This window comes from Paraburkholderia phenoliruptrix (genome assembly GCF_902859825.1).
Taxonomy (GTDB): domain Bacteria; phylum Pseudomonadota; class Gammaproteobacteria; order Burkholderiales; family Burkholderiaceae; genus Paraburkholderia; species Paraburkholderia phenoliruptrix.
Map to the genome: position 1 here is coordinate 157,963 of NZ_CADIKB010000004.1, position 18,115 is coordinate 176,077.

Below are 18,115 nucleotides of genomic sequence, written 5' to 3' on the forward strand. Positions count from 1 at the left end.
GGTGCTCCGTTTTAAGCGGTTCGCATGGGGCTTCGCAAACACGCGTGTGGCGTTGCGGCAGGCCATATTGGTTGTTGGCACATTGTTATCGGCCGACAGACGGTTCGATCATATAGAAACAAGTGGAATTGTGCAATGCAGCAATTGAGCGATGTCGATCCGTAAAAGTGTCATGGAATCATGCTACTGGCGATGCTGCCGTGCCGCTATCCGGGCTTGCCGCAGCCTTAAGTTCAGCATGATCCGTGCCGTTATGGGAAGGCTGCCCCGTCGCCCGCGCCATCGCCTGTTCGTGCTTCATCAGGTTGAGGCCCGTGTTGACGAGCGCCACGTGCGAGAACGCCTGCGGGAAGTTGCCGACGAGGCGCTTTTGCGCCGGGTCGTATTCCTCCGCTAGCAGCCCCACGTCGTTGCAGAGGCCGAGCAGCCGCTCGTACATGGCGATAGCCTCGTCGAGACGGCCCTGCAACGCCAGGTTATCCACCATCCAGAACGAACAAGCGAGAAACGTGCCTTCCCCGGGCGGCAGGCCGTCGTCGAATTCGGTGGTGCGGTAGCGCATCACAAAGCCGTCGTGCATCAAGTCCCGCTCGATCGCCTCCACGGTGCCCTTGACGCGCGGATCATGCGGCGGCAGGAAGCCGACGAGCGGCAGCAGCAGCACGCTGGCGTCGAGCTGGTCGCTGCCGTAAGCCTGAGAAAACGCATGACGCGAAGGATTCCACGCCTTCTCGCAGACTTCCGCGTGGATCTGCGCGCGGATGGCGCGCCATTCGTCGAGCGGCCCTTCCAGATTGAACATTTCCGCTGATGCCAGCGCGCGGTCGAACGCGACCCACGCCATGACCTTCGAGAAAGTGAAATGCTGACGGCCGCCGCGCGTTTCCCAGATGCCTTCGTCGGGTTGCTGCCAGATGGTGGCGAGGTGGCGCAGCAACTCGCGTTGCACGTTCCACGCCGTGTCGTCCGCCTGCAGGCCGCCCACCCGCGCGAGATGCAGCGCGTTCATCACTTCGCCGTAGACGTCCAGCTGACGCTGGCCGACCGCGTTGTTGCCGATGCGCACCGGCTTCGCGCCGCAATAGCCCGGCAGCCAGTCCACCTCGGACTCGGGCAGGCGCCGCTCGCCGGCGAGCCCATACATGATCTGCAACTGGTCGGGCGCGCCCGCCATCACGCGGCCGAGCCAGCTGCGCCAGGCGCGCGCCTCGTCGTAGTAACCGCCGCGCATCAGCGCGAGCAGCGTGATGGTGGCGTCGCGCAGCCAGCAGTAGCGGTAGTCCCAGTTGCGCGTGCCGCCCAGCTGTTCCGGCAGCGACGTGGTGGGCGCCGCGACGATGCCGCCCGTCGGCTCATACGCGAGCGCCCGCAGCGTGATCAGCGAGCGGCGGATCGGCTCCGCCCATCTTCCTTCGATGGTGCCGCGCGCTGTCCATTCGAGCCAGTGATTCTCCGTGCGCGCGAGCGCCGTATGCGGATCTCGCGCAGGCGGCAGCCGCAGATGCGAGGCTGCATAAGCAAGCGAAAAGGGCACGCGCTCGCCTTCGCCGACAGTGAATTCGGCGACCGTTTTCATGTTCTCGCCGCGCAGTTCGACGGGCGTGCGCAGCACGGCGTTATCCGGACCGACAATCGCGCGGATGCCACTCTCGTGTTTCAGCCGGTCCACCCAGGGAATGGAAAAGCCGTAGTCGAAGCGCAGCACGAGCTCCATCTTCATGCGCACGGTGCCGCGCTTGCCGAGCACGATGCGCACCATTTCCGACCAGCCGTTGCCCGGCGGCATGAAGTCGACGAGCGTGACGGCGCCGTCCGCCGTTTCGAAGTCCGTTTCGAGGATCAGCGTTTCGCCGCGATAACGGCGCGTGATTCTGGCGGGCGTGTCCGTGTCGGGGCAGATCAGCCAGCGGCCGTGCTCCGGCGTACCGAGCAGCGCGGCAAAGCAGGCGCCGGAGTCGAAGCGCGGCCAGCAGAGCCAGTCGACGGAACCTTCGCGGGAGACGAGCGCGGCCGTGTGGCCGTCGCCGATGAGCGCATAGTCTTCGATGAGTGCGGGCATGGCCGTGCGTATCAATACCTGAGGGACATTTCGGTAGCGGGCTCGGCGAAATCCGCCAGGCCCCATGGGTTGTTTTGTCGGGACTCGCGCGATGCCGTTTGGTTCACCACCACACAATGCGGCAAAACGCGGGTTGTAATTGTCAAATTGGTGCCTACAATCAGTAATCCAGCCGACGCCTAAAACTTCCGGGTTTGCGAACCCGGCTCACTCATCGCGCATGCACACGCCGTTTGGAGGACGAAAGCCATGCTGAATCCGTCAAAATCCGACTGCATCACGATTCTCTCCGCCGCGAGCGAACTCGCGGACGACTCCATGCTTCCGCTCGATCATGGGCGCCTCGGTCTCACGCTTAACGGCATGCAGGCGGCCGCGAGCTTTCTGATCGAACGCGCGTGCTTCCGGCGCTATCAGGAAGGTGACGGCCATTATGCCGTCGGCGCGCTGTCGTTGCAGGGGCGTTGGCGCCTGGAACAGCTTTCGAACGGCTGACCCCGGCGCTTGCCGCAAGGGCGCGCGGATCCGGGGCCGAGCCCGGATGCGATGTGCCGTCTGAACCTATGGTATCTCTCGCGAACGCGCAGCAATGACCGGCACGCTTGTGCCGGCGAGCATCTGCGTGCGAGTTCTTTCGTCCATCCCTTCTTCACTGCCGCGCACTTCGCGCGCCGCGGCGCACCTGCGGCAAGCTGATCCGCAGCATTCACGCCTCGTTACCGACGACCCAACGCCGACCCAACGCCGACGGCAGCCGGGCTGTCCTGCGCCCGGCTGCCGTCGTCAGAAGTGCGACGAGCCCATGCCGAAAATGCCGATGATCCCGATGATGATCAGATAAAGCGCGACGATGTAATTCAACAGACGCGGCATGACGAGAATCAGAATGCCGGCAATCAACGAAACCAGCGGACCCAGGCTGAGTGTGATGTTCATGAAGACTCCGTAGTGGTGAGACGCGGTGAGAAAAGTGCAGGCGGGGCTGCTTATTGCTACCGAGGTTGCTACCGAGGCAACTGCCATGCCGCCGGCCGGCCGTCGCGCGACCGGCTCGCTGCCGCAGCGCCGCCTGCTTCACTGCATGATCCGTTGCAACGCTTTTATACTTGCTCGACAAGAACAACGCTCGAGCGCCGCGCGGCAGACCAGAGGCACGATTACAACCGCTTTACGCCATTTATTCCTGTAGAGGAGGTCGTATGCTTCGTCGTCACCGGGCCGCTGTGCATGCCGCGCGAGGTTTTAACCGGTCTTCTTCGTATTTCGACGCTGATTCCATTTCACGGCGTGCGCGCATGGTCATTCGCATGCACGCCGCCCGCTCGATCATAAAAGGTTTCGCGCTCATGGTCTCGATTGTCGCTTCGCCCGCGTTTGCGCAAGATGCCGGTGCCGGCTCCGGTGCCGTTCCCGCCGACGGCGTCTACGACATGCTGGTCGGCACGTATACCGGCGGCAAGAGCGAAGGCTTGTACGTCTATCGCTTCGACACGAAGACGGGCGACGCCACGCGCGTGTCGGTCGCGCAGACGGTGAACCCGTCGTATCTGGTGGTGAGCCGCGACCGCCGCTTCGTCTACGCGGTCAACGAGTTGCCCGGCGACAACGGGCCGGCGAGCCAGCGCGGCGGCGTCAGCGCATTCCGCTTCGACGCCGCGAGCGGCCAGTTGAGCTTCCTCAACAAGGTTTCCGCCGACGGCAACGACCCGTGCTACCTGAGCCTTTCGCCGGACGGCAAATATCTGCTCGTCGCGAATTATTCGGTGGCGGCCGATCCCGGCGGCAGCTTCGCCGTGCTTCCCGTGCAGGCCGACGGCCAGTTGGGTGCGTCGGTGCTGACCGTGCATCACGAAGGCGGCGGTCCGGTGAAGGGGCGCCAGGACAATTCGCACGTGCACTCCACCGTGTTTTCTCCCGACGGGCACTATCTCTTCGCGCAGGATCTCGGGGCCGACAAGCTGTACTCGTACCGCTATACGCCAGACGGCAGCCGCGGCCTGTTCGGCCCGACCGACTGGCGCTACACCCAGGAGAAGCCGGGCACGGGCCCGCGGCACCTCGTGTTCGGCGCCGACGGCAAACACGCCTATCTCACGAGCGAACTCGCCGCAACCGTCAGCACGCTTGACTACGCCGACGGCAAGCTCACGCAGGTTCAAACCATTTCGCTGACCGAGCCCGGCTTCAAGGGCAAGGTGGGCGCGGCGGCGATTCATCTGTCGCCGGACGGGCGGTTTCTCTACGCCACGAACCGCGGCGACGCGAACGAGATCGTGATCTTTTCCGTCGATCCCGCCAATGGGCATCTCCGGAAGATCGGGCATCAATCGAGTCTCGGCAAAGCGCCGCGCGAGTTTGCGATCGATCCGACCGGCAAGTGGCTGATCGTCGGCAATCAGAACAGCGATTCGGTGTATGTGTTCAGGCGCAATGAGCAAAGCGGTTTGCTCGAAGCGAATCCAAAGCGCATCGAGATCGGCTCGCCGGTGGACTTCAAGCTGGTGTCGCCGTCGTAAGCGAGGGTTGAGCTTGCCGAATGAACAACGGGCCGCGTTTTGCGGCCCGTTGTTTTTCGCGGTTGCGTGGCTGGCGAAGCTGCTAGGCTCGGCTCGCGTGGCTGGCGCGGTGAGTGAGGCTGTTGCGCTTCGCCTGCCTCGCGTGCTGAATGCGACGAGTGCTGCGCCGGCACGCGAGTCGACCTGAACGCGCGTCGAGCCGCATGTCGAGCCCGCCCGCAGACTACTCCGCAGGCCCAGGCGCCAGCACCTCGCGGCTGCCGTTAATCCCCATTGCCGACACGAGCCCCGCCGTCTCCATCTGCTCGACGAGACGCGCCGCGCGGTTATAGCCGATGCGCAACTGCCGCTGCACCGACGAGATCGACGCGCGCCGCGTGCGCACCACAAACGCCACGGCTTCGTCGTAAAGCGGGTCGGCTTCGGCATCGGGCGACTCGCCGAACAGATCCTGCGCGGCGCTACCCTCGGCGGCCGGACCGTCGAGGATGCCTTCCTCGTATTGCGGCTCGCCGAACTGCTTCAGATACTCGACGATCGCGTGCACTTCCTCGTCCGCGACGAACGCGCCGTGCACGCGCTGCGGGTAGCCCGTGCCGGGCGGCAGGAACAGCATGTCGCCCTGGCCGAGCAGCGACTCCGCGCCCATCTGGTCGAGAATCGTGCGCGAGTCGATCTTCGACGATACCTGGAAGGCGACGCGCGTCGGAATATTGGCCTTGATGAGCCCGGTGATCACGTCCACCGAGGGCCGCTGCGTCGCCAGAATCAGGTGAATGCCGGCCGCGCGCGCCTTCTGCGCGAGCCGCGCGATCAGTTCCTCGATCTTCTTGCCGGCCACCATCATCAGGTCGGCCAGTTCGTCGATCACGACGACGATGAGGGGCAGTGGCGCGAGCGGCTCGGGCGCTTCCGGCGTCAGAGAAAACGGATTGCCCAGCTTCTTGCCTTTCGCTTCCGTATCCCGAATTTTCTGATTGAAGCCTGCGAGATTGCGCACGCCGACGGCGGACATCAGCCGATAGCGCTTTTCCATTTCGCCGACGCACCAGTTGAGCGCATTCGCGGCGAGCTTCATGTCCGTGACGACGGGCGCGAGCAGGTGCGGAATGCCCTCGTAGACCGACAGCTCGAGCATTTTCGGGTCGATCATGATGAGGCGCACTTCCTCGGGCGTCGCCTTGAAGAGCAGCGAGCAGATCATCGCATTGATCGCCACCGACTTGCCCGAACCGGTCGTGCCCGCGACCAGCATATGCGGCGCCTTGGCGAGGTCGGCGACAACCGGATGCCCGGTGATGTCCTTGCCCATCGCCAGCGTCAATTGCGAATGCGAGTTCTGATAGACGCTCGCCTCCAGAATTTCGGAGAGGCGAATGGTCTGGCGCTTCGCGTTCGGCAATTCAAGACCCATGCAGGTCTTGCCGGGAATCGTTTCGACGACGCGGATCGACGTGAGGCCGAGGCCGCGCGACAGATCCTTCATCAGGCCGACGATCTGGCTGCCGCGCACGCCCAGCGCCGGTTCCACTTCGAAGCGGGTGATGACCGGACCGGCCGACGCGCCGACCACCGTCACCGGAACCTTGAACTCCTGCAGCCGCTGTTCGATCAGGAGGCCGGTTTCGATGAGCTTTTCCTCGGAGACCGGCTCGACATGGGTGTCTGCGGGCGCGAGCAGATCGAGCGTGGGCAGTTCCACCATGGAAGCCGCCGGCGCATGAAACTCGAAGCCGTTGGTCGGGCCGTGACCGCGCAGCGGCGCGCGCTGCGCGGCGGGTTCGGGCGCTGGGTCGGATTGGGGCTCGGAATTCGATGGTGCGCAAGCCTCAGCCGGCGAGACTGGGAGCGCTGCGGGTGCAACCGGGGGCGGTTGGACGGGGGAAACCGTCGGCGCAGCAGGGAAGTCGGCTTGCTCGCGCGGTTCGGCATGGCCCGGCGCGTGCGCTTGCGGCCCGAGACCCGGGAAACGGACCACGTTCGACGATGCCGGCGGCGTGGCGCCTCGCGTCGGCGCGGCCGCGAGACCGGCCGCCGCGGGGCCGTCGCTGTCGGCGGACGGCGCTTCGGCATCCGCGAGGGCAGGCGGCAGCGGCAGCTCGCTGTTGGCCGGCAATGACGACGCGGCTGCGCTTGCGGCCGCAGTTGTGTTGGCGCCGGCGGCGTGGGACATCGGCGGGTCGTTATCCGATGCCGTGAACTGCCGCTCGTCCACGGGCGGCGCGGCTGATATTTCGGCTTGCGGATCGCGGCGCAAAATGCCATCGGGGGCAGCGCTAGCGACATCGCGCTCGTCTTCCTGCGGCTCTTCCGACCCTGCAGCCCCATCTTCTTCCCACGGCGGTGTCTGCGACGGCGCGTCCGTTTGCTCAAACCGGCTCGCGAAGATTCCGAACGGGGTGCGAGCCAATGTCGGTGTGGCGCCGTGCGCCGTTGCACTGTCCGCCGATGTGACCGTCGGTGCGGGCACCGACGCGGGCTCGGACGCAGCGGCTGCGGCCGGTTCCGCGGTGTCGGTCACCGTTTGCGCAGCGGGCGCAATCATGGCCGGTGCGGCGGGAGTCGGCGCGCCGGGCGTCGCATGAGTTGCGGCTGTATCCGTCAACGCGCCGGTCGGCCGTTGAATTACGGGCGGCTCCATCGGCCATTGGGCAACGGGTTCCGCTCGGCTTGCCGCTGACGGCTGTGGCTCGCTCACCAACGCTGTGTGATCTGGTGTTTCGACAGCCGGGTGCGGCGACGTTCCGCCCGGCGCTGAAGGCGCAGATTCAACAGTCGGCGCAACCGGAGCGTGAGCGGCATCATGGCCCACGGCTTGATGCTTCGCCGTTTCGTCAGCCGCCGCATCCCTGTCCGGCGTTGGCGCCGCGACCGCGCCGCTGGGCCCGGCCATCTCGCTGGCAACGCCGGCCGCATCCGATGGCGCCACGCTCACGCCCGCGATCTTCCCGCCTTCCGCGCTGGTGCTGCGCGCGAGGCTGACACCGGCGATATCCGTCCAACGCGCAGCGTTTTCCGCAATGCTGCGCAGCGTTTCCTGCACGCTGGCGGGCGGCGTGACTTTCTCCGCGGCCGCCATAGGCCGCGTATAACTTGGCGCCGGCGAGGATGGACGACGGGCGCCCGAGGTCATGGCGGTCGCGTTGTTTGCACCCGAAGCAGACGGCAAGCCCTGTGCGGACGATGCCGCGCGATTGAAGGGCATGGCAGCACGGTTGGCTGCAGGACGTCCATGAACGGCCGCGCCCGCGGGCGTCGCGCCAGTTGCCGCGCCGGCGCCGCTTCCGGACGCGGCATGAGCCGCTTTAGCGCCCGTTCCCACAGCACCGGCGGCGACTCCCGCAGCGCCCACAGCAATGCCCGCCGATCCACCGTGGCCTCGCTCACGAGTCGCGCGGCCGACAGCGGGCGAGCCGGCTCCGCCAGCACCGGCTTTCGCTGGCGCCCGTGCGGGGGACACGCCCGTCCGCGGATTCGTCTCGCGCAGCCATCCCGCCGGTGCGACGGGTTCGGCCGGCGCCCATGTCGATTTGCCGGCGCCGGACCCATGCATAGGGGCAGGCGGCGGTGTCTGCCGCACGGGCGTCGCGCTACCCGTGCGCAAAACCGGCTCGACCTGCGAAGGCCGGGCGCGCGTCGCATTTCGCCCGGCGTGCCCGCCTTGCGCCGCCGCCCGGGTTGCGCTCTCGCGGGCGGCCGTATCGCGGGGCGCCGTATCGCGGGGCGCCGTCTCGCGGCCCGCAGCCGCTGCCGCCGCGCCGCCGAAACCCGCACTCAGCCCAGCGCCGTGATGGGCGCCCGCACCGGCACCACCCGCAGCGCGTCCTTTGACAGGCGGCCGCCAGACAGTCGGCCGCGCATAGCGACCCTTGCTTTTGGGCGCCATCGTGTTGATCGGGCTGGAGATGCGTGGCGGCGCGGCGTCGTCGACGCTGCGATGGCGGCGTGCCTCGTCGTCGCGCCTCGCGAGACCGCGCGAAGCCAGTCCGAGACCGAACGCGCCGTCGGCCCAGAGCAGAAATTCGCGCCAGCGAAAGCCGATCAGCCACGGCAGGCTGACGACGAAGAGCGCGAGCGCCGCGAGCGGCGTGCCGATAGGGCCGAGCAGATGGCCGAGCGCCGCCGCGAGCGCGTGGCCGATTGCATTGCCGCCGCCGGCCGCGCCGCTCAGCGACGCTTCGAGCGTGCAGCTTGCCAGCATCGCGCAGACGAAGCCGAGCCACAGCCGGATGGTGCCCGGGCCGCGCAAACCGGCGCCGCCCGGCAGCATCGACTTGATGAGCCGCCAGATGAGAGGAATGAACCAGACGGCCGACCCGCCGAACCAGCCGAAAACTACCGTGTGCATACTAGACATCGACGAATGACGGATTGGCAAAAACGCAATCCGTCGAGTTTAAACCGGCGAAGCCGAAGGCTCCGAAGGCGGCCGCAAGTATGCCTGCGACCTCGTGCAAAGCGTGCGGGCGCGCCGGACCATCCGTGTGCCGTTGCGCCTCGCCGCTTGTTTGCGACTCATTCACCACTCATGACCGCTCTTTGACAACCGTTTGACCGCTCACTTGCCACTGTCGCCGCTGCGCTCGAACACGAGCGTATCGCCGTTGTCGAGCACGAGCTGCATCTGCTGCGGCGCGCGCATCTGCACGCCGGTGCGTTCGATATGCGTGAGCGCATTCAGATAGGCGCTCTCGATCTGTCCGCCCGCCGTCGCGCAGGCCATACGCGTGCCGCCCAGTGTGCCGAAGGAGAGCTTGCCGTCCTTCAGCGCGTACGAGCCCATGTAGCGGTTGCAGCCGGAAAAACCGCTCGCGTGACGCTGGCCGCCGGCCGTCGACAGCGTGAGCGTGATCGGCGCGCCGAGGTTCGCGAAAGGAACCGTGCGCACCTTGCCGTCCGCCTGTTTCCATGCGGTGAGCGTCCAGCTGGTGTCGTCGAGCAATTGGGTGGCGGCCGGGTTGAACGGGTCGGGCGCGGGTGCTTCCGAGTCCGGATGTTTCGGCATCGCGCAGGCGCCGACGAGCACCGCGACGCCGAGCGCGGCGAGGGCCGTGCGCGCGTGGGGGGCGAGGCGCGCAAGACGTCGCGTGGACAAGCGTGGTTGCATGGCGTCGTTCCTCTTCAAACTGGCAAAGGCGTAAGGGTAACGCACTCGGCACGCCGCGCGCGAGCCGCGGCGAGGGGCACGCATGTTAACATCGTGCTCTATCCAATCCCACCCTCATCCGACTTTTATCTGGAGACCCCATGCAGATCGGCCAACGGATCGGCACGCCCCTTTCTGAATCCGCCACGCGCGTGATGCTGCTCGGCGCGGGCGAACTCGGCAAGGAAGTGATCATCGCGCTGCAGCGGCTGGGCGTCGAAGTGATCGCCGTCGACCGTTATCCGAATGCGCCGGGGCACCAGGTCGCGCATCGCTCGCATGTGATCGACATGACCGACCGCGCCGCGCTGCGCGCGCTCGTCGAACAGGAACGTCCGCATCTGATCGTTCCGGAAATCGAGGCCATTGCCACGGACGCGCTGGCCGCAATAGAAAGCGACGGCATCGCAGAAGTGATCCCGACCGCGCGCGCCACGCAGCTCACCATGAACCGCGAGGGCATCCGCCGCCTCGCCGCCGAAGAGCTGGGCTTGCCGACTTCGCCGTACGCATTCGCCGATTCGCTCGACGAACTGCGCGCCGGCATCGCCCAAGTCGGCTACCCGTGCGTGGTGAAGCCGGTCATGTCGTCCTCGGGCAAGGGGCAGTCGGTGCTGCGCAGCGAGGCCGACGTTGAACCGGCCTGGCAATACGCCATGGCGGGCGGCCGCGTGAATCATGGCCGCGTGATCGTCGAGGGTTTTATCGACTTCGAATACGAGATCACGCAGTTGACAGTGCGCGCGGTCGCGCCGTCGAACGGCGAGGTCGCCACGTACTTCTGCGATCCGATCGGCCACGTGCAGGTGGCGGGCGACTACGTCGAATCGTGGCAGCCGCAGCCGATGAGCCCGCTCGCGCTCGAACGCTCACGCGAAGTCGCCCACAAGGTGACGGCCGCGCTCGGCGGGCGGGGGCTCTTCGGCGTGGAACTTTTCGTGCGCGGCGATGACGTATGGTTCTCGGAAGTGAGCCCGCGTCCGCACGACACGGGTCTCGTTACGCTGTGCTCGCAGCGCTTTTCGGAGTTCGAACTGCACGCGCGCGCGATTCTCGGCTTGCCGGTGGATACGTCGCTGCGGGCGCCGGGTGCGTCGGCCGTGATTTACGGCGGGCTCGAAGAGACCGGCATTGCGTTCGAAGGCGTTGCCGCGGCGCTCGCCGTGCCGGATGCGGATCTGCGGCTTTTCGGCAAGCCGGAGAGCTTCGTCAAGCGGCGCATGGGCGTGGCGCTCGCCACCGGCGCGAATATCGACGAAGCGCGCTCGCGCGCGAAAGAGGCCGCGGCGGCGGTGCATCCCGTGTCAGGGAAATCGGCGTCGTGATGTGGGTGGCGTTTGCCGGCGAGGCGCGCAGTCTGAATGATTCGAGCCCGTCGAACACACCGCGGGCTCATTGAAGTCGAGGTAGGTATGGTGCAGGAATCGCGTAACGGAGCGCCCCGCAGTGCAAGGTGGCGCGCCGCGGCCGGCCCGCTGCGCACGCTTCGCGCGCTCGGCCTCGTGTTCGCGCTCGGCGCGGGATTGACCGGCTGCGGGCTCGCGGCCGCGCCATGCCGGATTGCGTCGGCGGGCCTGAAGATCGTGCCGGTGGTCGGCCACGTGGCCGCCGCGCCGACTGATGCCTGTGCCGACGTCATCGACCCTTGACCCGCCACGAGCGAGGCATTCCATGAAGAAATGGCTGCTTGCAGCGAGCCTCGCGGCGATCTGCGGCGGGGCGTTCGCCGCGCCCTTGCATCTCGACGACGTCCAGACCAAGAACCGTCAAACACGCAAGTACACCTGCGCGACCGGCAGAATTCTGCATGTCACTTACTGGAACACGGCCAACGGCCAGAGCTTCGCGCTCGTGCCAGTGAAGGGTAAGCAACTGCTGTTCGTCAATACGATCGCGGCGTCTGGCGCGAAATATCAGGCCGGCAGCTATACGTGGTGGACCAAGGGCCCGCGCGCCGATCTCTACGACGCCACCGCCGGCGAGAATGCCCCGCCGGTGCTGTCCGACTGCATCACGCTCAATCGCTGAGTGCCCCGCGGCGGCTTCCTGGCTGCCGCGAGTTTCCTCTCCCGCCGCGCGATAGGGTCAAGCTGCGCGCATCATTTCCCCCCGAGTAGTAAGCTGTCCGCAGTGGCTTCAGGCCAGCCGCCGCGAGCGTCGCCTGCCGCTACTGCCGTCTTTGCTGTCGTTGCTGTGTCCCTGCTGGTTCTGTCGTCCGTTTCCGCTCACCGCACGGCAAGGCTGTGCGCCCGCGTCCGTCCCATCAAGCGAGACCCTCCATGAAAGCATCCGACCTGTTCGTCAAATCGCTGGAAGCCGAAGGTGTCGAGTATGTGTTCGGCATCCCCGGTGAAGAAAATCTCGATCTGCTCGAATCGCTGCGCCGCTCGAAAATCCGCCTGATCCTGACGCGTCACGAACAGGCGGCGGGCTTCATGGCCGCCACCTACGGACGCCTGACGGGCCGCACGGGCGTGTGTCTCGCGACGCTCGGCCCGGGCGCCACCAACTTCGTGACGGCCGCCGCCTACGCGCAGCTGGGCGGCATGCCGATGCTGATGGTGACCGGCCAGAAGCCGATCAAGTCGAGCAAGCAGGGCCATTTTCAGATCGTCGACGTGGTGCGGATGATGGAACCGCTCACCAAGTACACGCGCCAGATCGTGTCGATCGCGAATATCCCGGCAGCCGTGCGCGAGGCCGTGCGGCAGGCGGAAGAAGAACGCCCCGGCGCCACGCATCTGGAATTGCCCGAGGACGTCGCGCACGAGGAAGGCGACGGCAAGCCGATTCCGAAGAGCTACAGCCGCCGCCCGATCGCGGAGGAAAAGGCGGTGGCGCGCGCCGTGGAGGCGATCACGCGCGCGAAGCATCCGCTCCTCATGATCGGCGCGGGCGGCAATCGCAAGACCACGACGAAGATGCTGCGCGAGTTCGTCGACCAGATCGGTATTCCCTTTTTCACCACGCAGATGGGCAAGGGCGTGATCGACGAATCGCACCCCATGTGGCTCGGCAACGCGACCTTGTCCGACGGCGACTTCGTGCACCGCGCGATCGATCACGCCGACTGCATCATCAATGTCGGGCACGACGTCATTGAAAAGCCGCCGTTTTTCATGCGCAGCGGCGACGCCGAGAAGACGGTGATTCATGTGAACTTCCTCGGCGCGGAGGTCGACACGGTTTATTTCCCGCAGATCGAAGTGGTCGGCGACATTGCCAACGCGGTCTGGCAACTGAAGGAAAGTCTGAAGGAGCGCCAGGAGCATTGGGACTTCGCGCGTTTCAAGGAGATCAAGGAGCATTTCGAGGCGCACCTCGTAAAAGGCCAGCACGACGACCGCTTTCCGATGTATCCCGTGCGCCTTGTCAACGACGTGTACGAGACCACGCCCGCGGACGGCATCGTGTGTCTGGACAACGGCATGTACAAGATCTGGTTCGCCCGCTACTACCGCGCGCACGAGCCGAATTCGCTGCTGCTCGACAACGCGCTGGCTTCGATGGGCGCCGGTTTGCCGTCAGCGATCGCCACGAAGATCGTGCACCCGGACCGCAAGGTCATGGCTGTGTGCGGCGACGGCGGCTTCATGATGAACTCGCAGGAACTCGAAACGGCAGTGCGCCTGAAGCTCGATCTCGTGATCCTGATCTTACGCGACGACGCGTTCGGCATGATCCGCTGGAAGCAGGAGAACATGAACTTTCCCGACTACGGCATGACGCTCGCGAACCCGGATTTCGTCGCGTATGCGCAGAGCTACGGCGCGAAGGGGCATCGGATCGGCTCGCCGGCGGAATTTGCGCCGCTCGTGCGCGAATGTTTTGCGACGCCCGGCGTGCATGTGATCGACGTGCCCATCGACTATTCGGATAACGAGCGCGTGTTGAATCGCGAGATCAAGCGGCTCTCCGCGCAATTGTGAGCGGCGTGTGTTGTGAGCGGCGTGTGAGCGGCGTGGGCTCGCGTGCGGGCCGGCTGCTGCTGTCATCTATCGGAAGGAGAACGCGTCATGCTGAACCAGACCTACCCGTACTACCTGGCGAACGAAGCGGTGGCTGCAAACACGGATCTCGAAGTCACCGACAAATTCAGCGGCGAAGTGGCGACGCGTGTCGCGATGGCCGACGCGGCCGCCATCGACAAGGCGATTGGCTTCGCGGTGGACGCGCTGCCCGCACTGCGCGCGTTTCCGCCGTTCAAGCGCCAGGCGGTGCTCGAACATTGCGTGAAGCGCTTTCGCGAACGTTACGACGAACTGGCGCTCGCGCTGTGCATCGAGGCGGGCAAGCCGATCAACGACTCGAAGGGCGAAGTCACGCGGCTGATCGACACGTTCAAGGTCGCGGCGGAGGAGGCGGTGCGCATCGACGGCGAGATTGTGAATCTGGAAATTTCGCCGCGCGCGAAGGGCTATCACGGCTATGTGAGGCGCGTGCCGATCGGGCCGTGTTCGTTCATCTCGCCGTTCAATTTTCCGCTGAACCTGACCGCGCACAAGGTCGCGCCGGCGATCGCGGCGGGCGTGCCCTTCGTGCTCAAGCCGGCGAGCCGCACGCCGGTCGGGGCGCTGATCATGGGCGAGATTCTGGCGGAAACCGATCTGCCGAAAGGCGCGTTCTCCATTCTGCCCGCGCATCGCGACGGCGCGGACCTCTTCACCACCGACGAGCGCTTCAAGCTGCTGTCGTTCACGGGCTCGCCGGCAGTGGGCTGGGAGCTGAAGAAAAAGGCTGGCAAGAAGAAAGTGATTCTCGAACTCGGCGGCAACGCGGCGGCGATCGTCGACGGCGATCAGGGCGGCAAGCTCGACTATGTGGTCGACCGCCTCGCGTTCGGCGCGTTCTATCAGTCGGGGCAAAGCTGTATCGGCGTGCAGCGCATTCTCGTGCACGCGAGTCTCTACGATGCGCTGCGCGAGAAACTGATCGCCAAAACGAAGTCGCTCGTGATGGGCGATCCGAAGGACGAAAAAACGTTCGTCGGGCCCATGATCTCCGAATCGGAGTCGAAACGCCTCGCCGGCTGGATGGAGAGCGCCGTGCAGGCGGGCGCGCAGATTATCGCGGGCGGCAAGGTGGAGGGCGCGATGTTCGAGGCCACGCTGCTCGAAGGCGTGAAGCGCGACACGGACCTGTATCGCAAGGAAGCCTTCGGCCCGGTCGCCATACTGGAACGTTTCGCCGATTTCGACGAGGCGCTCGCCGCCGTCAACGACAGCGATTTCGGCCTGCAGGCGGGCGTGTTCACCGATTCGCTCGCGCATGCGCACCGCGCGTGGGACGAACTGGAAGTCGGCGGCGTGGTGATCAACGACGTGCCGTCGTTCCGCGTGGACAATATGCCGTACGGCGGCGTGAAGGAATCCGGTCTGGGGCGCGAGGGTGTGCGCTACGCGATCGAGGACATGACCGAGCTGCGGCTCATGGTCATGCGCGAGACGTGGTGAGGCAGGGCGCGACTCCGTCTGCGTCGGCAGCACCCGGCCGGGCAAAAACGGCGCGTGCTGGCTTTGTCACGCACCTGTCGTTTGCGCTCAGTACGCTCGCAGCAGATCGCGCAGGTTCGGCGGGGTGATTCGGCCGGTGCCGTGGGGCGAACGGCCGCCACGATGGCCGCCCAAGCAGAAAGCCCGTGCCTGCGCCATGAGTGTTTTTGCTGAAGTGCTACAATACCGGCCTTTCCGGCGGATGTTTCCGTCGGCCGGAGCCGGCCGCATCCTTTCCCGCAATAGCAACGGGTCCGTGCGGAACGCCGTGGCTCCGCCTTCATCCTGATGCCTTCGGCGGTTCCAACCGCTGCCGCGCGCACGCGCCAAGCGCAACGCGCCGACGCATTTTTAGCGAAAGCCACCATGTCCGACACAGCCGTCATGCCCAGCACTGCGACTTTTGATCAATTCGGTCTCGCGCCCGACATCCTGAAAGCGGTCAAGGAATCGGGCTACACCACGCCCACGCCGATCCAGGCACAGGCGATTCCTGTCGTCCTGGCGGGCCGCGACGTGATGGGCGCCGCGCAGACCGGCACCGGCAAGACGGCGAGCTTTTCGTTGCCGATCATCCAGCGCCTGTTGCCGCACGCGAGCACGAGCGCTTCGCCTGCCCGCCACCCGGTGCGCGCGCTGATTCTCACGCCGACCCGGGAGCTGGCCGACCAGGTTGCCGCGAACGTGCAGTCGTATGCAAAGCACACGGCGCTGCGCAGCGCCGTGGTGTTCGGCGGCGTCGACATGAATCCGCAGTCCGACCAGTTGCGCCGCGGCGTCGAAATTCTGATTGCCACGCCGGGCCGCCTGCTCGATCACGTGCAACAGAAGACCGCCAACCTGGGGCAGGTGCAGATTCTCGTGCTCGACGAAGCGGACCGGATGCTCGACATGGGCTTCCTGCCGGACCTGCAGCGCATTCTGAATCTGTTGCCGAAAGAGCGCCAAACGCTGCTGTTTTCGGCCACGTTTTCGGGCGAAATCAAGAAGCTCGCCGCCACCTACCTGCGCAATCCGCAAACCATTGAAGTCGCGCGCAGCAACTCCACGGCGACGAATGTCACGCAGATCGTCTATGAAGTGGCCGAGGGTGACAAGACCGGCGCCGTCGTCCAGCTGATTCGCGAGCGCAATCTGAAGCAGGTGATCGTGTTCTGCAACAGCAAGATCGGCGCGAGCCGTCTCGCGCGTAGTCTTGAGCGCGACGGCGTGGTCGCGACGGCGATTCACGGCGACCGCTCGCAAAACGAGCGCATGCAGGCGCTGGACGCCTTCAAGCGCGGCGAGATCGAGGCGCTGGTCGCGACAGACGTGGCGGCGCGCGGTCTCGACATTGCCGAGTTGCCGGCCGTGATCAATTTCGATCTGCCCTTCAACGCGGAAGACTATGTGCACCGTATTGGCCGTACCGGCCGCGCGGGCGCTTCCGGCGACGCGCTGTCCCTCTTCAGCCCGAACGAGAAAAAGCAGCTGGCGGATATCGAGAAGCTGATCAAGCGTCCGCTCGAGGTGCAGCGCCTGACCGTGGATACGCCGGTGCGTCATCATCACGAAGAACGCGCGCCGAGGCGCGAACGCAGCGAGGGCCGCGACGAACGCGGCGGCCGCCGCCGTGCGGGCGCGCCGTCGGGTTCGTTTGACCGGCCGCATCATCACCGCGCGCAGCCCGTGGATGATTTCTTCCTGAAGCCGTATGAACCGTCGCCCGCTTCGGTTCGCAAGGTGGAAGAGGCGGAGGCCGCCCGCTCGGCGCCGCAGAAGCCGTCTTCGAAGCAGCCGCTCGCAGCGTTGCTGGGCGGGTTCGGCATGCCGCGCAAGTCGTCGTAAGTGTCTGTTTGTTGCGGGCTTGCGGCACGCTCGCGCGCGTCAGCAGGCCTGCCAAGTGTCTTTGAGGCTGGCTGGGCGCTCATTCAGGTGCGGTGAGCTCGACCGAGCCGCTCGGTGCCACGATCACGTGCTCGGGCGTATCTTTTTAGACCATGCCGCCGTGGCCGCGGCGTAGAAATCGTCCAGCGTAGTGGGCGCCAAGCCGCTCCCGCTGCTTTCCTCAAGGTTCAATCCCAAGTGCTGCGCCGCTACCATGAGCGCTTGAAGCGGCTCCTGGCAGTCGAGCGCCGTTGCACCGGTCTGCTTGCTCAATTTTTCGCCCTGCTCGTTTGTCACCACCGGCACGTGCAGATAGCGGGGCGTCGGCACGCCGAGACACCGCTGCAGATAGATTTGCCGCGCGGTCGAGTCGAGCAGATCCGCGCCGCGCACAATGTGCGTGATACCCGCATCGGCGTCGTCCACCACCACCGCCAGTTGATACGCCCATTGGTCGTCCGCGCGTCTCAGCACGAAATCTCCCACTTCGGTCGCGAGGTTCTGCGTTTGCTTGCCTTGGCAGCGATCTTCGAAACTGACGACGGCCGCCTCGCCGTCCGGCACACGTAGGCGCCACGCCCGCGCCCGCTTGCCGTGCAGGCCGTTGCGGCACGTGCCAGGATAGGCAAGTGTGGTGTTGCGCGCATGCGCATGCAGGAGAGAGTCGGCGATTTCCTTGCGCGTGCAGCCGCACGGATAGACGAAGCCGGCGGCCTTCAGCTGTTCCAGCGCTTCCTGATAACGCGCGATGCGCGTGCTTTGCCAGACGGGCGGCTCGTCGGCGCGCATGCCGAAGCGCTCCAGCGTGGCGAGAATGTCTTGCGCGGCCCCCGGCACCGTGCGCGGACCGTCGATGTCTTCCACGCGAACGAGCCAGGTGCCGCGATGCGCGCGCGCGTCGAGCCAGCTTGCGAGCGCGCTCACGAGCGAGCCGACATGCAGCGGGCCGGTGGGCGACGGCGCGAAGCGTCCGCGATAGTTCATGAATCGATGCGTTGGAGGTTCATTCGCATTGAGCCGCGACGGGCTCCGGCCA

General features: G+C 65.9%; 13 protein-coding genes. 8 read left to right on the top strand and 5 right to left on the bottom strand.

Going from position 1 to position 18,115, the window contains the following annotated elements:
• Nucleotides 1–178: 178 nt before the first annotated feature.
• Nucleotides 179–2,059 carry a glycoside hydrolase family 15 protein gene (locus tag HV711_RS07035; protein WP_013587655.1) on the bottom strand — a complete coding sequence of 627 codons (1,881 nt, stop codon included), beginning with the start codon at nucleotides 2,057–2,059 and terminating at the stop codon, nucleotides 179–181.
• A 249-nt stretch (nucleotides 2,060–2,308) separates the two neighbouring features.
• Here HV711_RS07035 and HV711_RS07040 point away from each other — a divergent pair, with 249 nt between their 5' ends.
• Nucleotides 2,309–2,554 (top strand): hypothetical protein, encoded by a 246-nt coding sequence (locus HV711_RS07040; RefSeq protein WP_013587656.1) that lies wholly within the window; start codon nucleotides 2,309–2,311, stop codon nucleotides 2,552–2,554.
• Between the two features lie 288 nt (nucleotides 2,555–2,842).
• On the opposite strand, the gene HV711_RS07045 is transcribed toward HV711_RS07040, so the two are convergent.
• Nucleotides 2,843–2,995: a DUF3096 domain-containing protein gene (locus HV711_RS07045; protein ID WP_013587657.1), complete on the bottom strand. Its 153-nt coding sequence runs from the start codon at nucleotides 2,993–2,995 to the stop codon at nucleotides 2,843–2,845.
• 263 nt (nucleotides 2,996–3,258) lie between these two features.
• On the opposite strand from HV711_RS07045, the gene HV711_RS07050 reads away from it, so the two are divergent.
• Nucleotides 3,259–4,575 carry a lactonase family protein gene (locus HV711_RS07050; RefSeq protein WP_035486918.1) on the top strand — a complete coding sequence of 439 codons (1,317 nt, stop codon included), beginning with the start codon at nucleotides 3,259–3,261 and terminating at the stop codon, nucleotides 4,573–4,575.
• Nucleotides 4,576–4,798: 223 nt separating this feature from the next.
• Here the strand turns inward: HV711_RS07050 and HV711_RS33805 are convergent, their stop codons facing one another.
• Both HV711_RS33805 and HV711_RS07060 read right to left on the bottom strand, forming a co-directional pair.
• Complete coding sequence (locus HV711_RS33805; protein WP_035486920.1) at nucleotides 4,799–8,923, bottom strand: DNA translocase FtsK; 4,125 nt, start codon at nucleotides 8,921–8,923, stop codon at nucleotides 4,799–4,801.
• 210 nt (nucleotides 8,924–9,133) lie between these two features.
• The gene (locus HV711_RS07060; RefSeq protein WP_013587660.1) at nucleotides 9,134–9,682 is read right to left on the bottom strand and encodes an META domain-containing protein; all 549 of its coding nucleotides are present in this window, start codon (nucleotides 9,680–9,682) and stop codon (nucleotides 9,134–9,136) included.
• 140 nt (nucleotides 9,683–9,822) lie between these two features.
• Here HV711_RS07060 and purT point away from each other — a divergent pair, with 140 nt between their 5' ends.
• From purT to HV711_RS07090, 6 genes are all read left to right on the top strand, one after another.
• Entirely contained in the window at nucleotides 9,823–11,046 is a 1,224-nt protein-coding gene (gene purT / locus HV711_RS07065; protein WP_035486923.1) for a formate-dependent phosphoribosylglycinamide formyltransferase, read from the top strand.
• 87 nt (nucleotides 11,047–11,133) lie between these two features.
• A complete protein-coding gene (locus tag HV711_RS07070) occupies nucleotides 11,134–11,370 on the top strand; it encodes a DUF6726 family protein (protein WP_013587662.1) in 237 nt (78 codons plus the stop codon).
• A 22-nt stretch (nucleotides 11,371–11,392) separates the two neighbouring features.
• Entirely contained in the window at nucleotides 11,393–11,749 is a 357-nt protein-coding gene (locus HV711_RS07075) for an MliC family protein (RefSeq protein ID WP_028360509.1), read from the top strand.
• A gap of 251 nt (nucleotides 11,750–12,000) precedes the next feature.
• Nucleotides 12,001–13,650, top strand: a complete 1,650-nt coding sequence (locus HV711_RS07080) for an acetolactate synthase large subunit (protein ID WP_035486924.1) — start codon at nucleotides 12,001–12,003, stop codon at nucleotides 13,648–13,650.
• 87 nt (nucleotides 13,651–13,737) lie between these two features.
• The gene (locus HV711_RS07085) at nucleotides 13,738–15,174 is read left to right on the top strand and encodes an aldehyde dehydrogenase family protein (protein WP_035486928.1); all 1,437 of its coding nucleotides are present in this window, start codon (nucleotides 13,738–13,740) and stop codon (nucleotides 15,172–15,174) included.
• A 405-nt stretch (nucleotides 15,175–15,579) separates the two neighbouring features.
• The gene (locus HV711_RS07090; protein ID WP_028360511.1) at nucleotides 15,580–17,040 is read left to right on the top strand and encodes a DEAD/DEAH box helicase; all 1,461 of its coding nucleotides are present in this window, start codon (nucleotides 15,580–15,582) and stop codon (nucleotides 17,038–17,040) included.
• 123 nt (nucleotides 17,041–17,163) lie between these two features.
• On the opposite strand, the gene gluQRS is transcribed toward HV711_RS07090, so the two are convergent.
• Entirely contained in the window at nucleotides 17,164–18,063 is a 900-nt protein-coding gene (gluQRS, locus tag HV711_RS07095; protein ID WP_028360512.1) for a tRNA glutamyl-Q(34) synthetase GluQRS, read from the bottom strand.
• Between the last annotated feature and the right edge of the window lie 52 nt (nucleotides 18,064–18,115).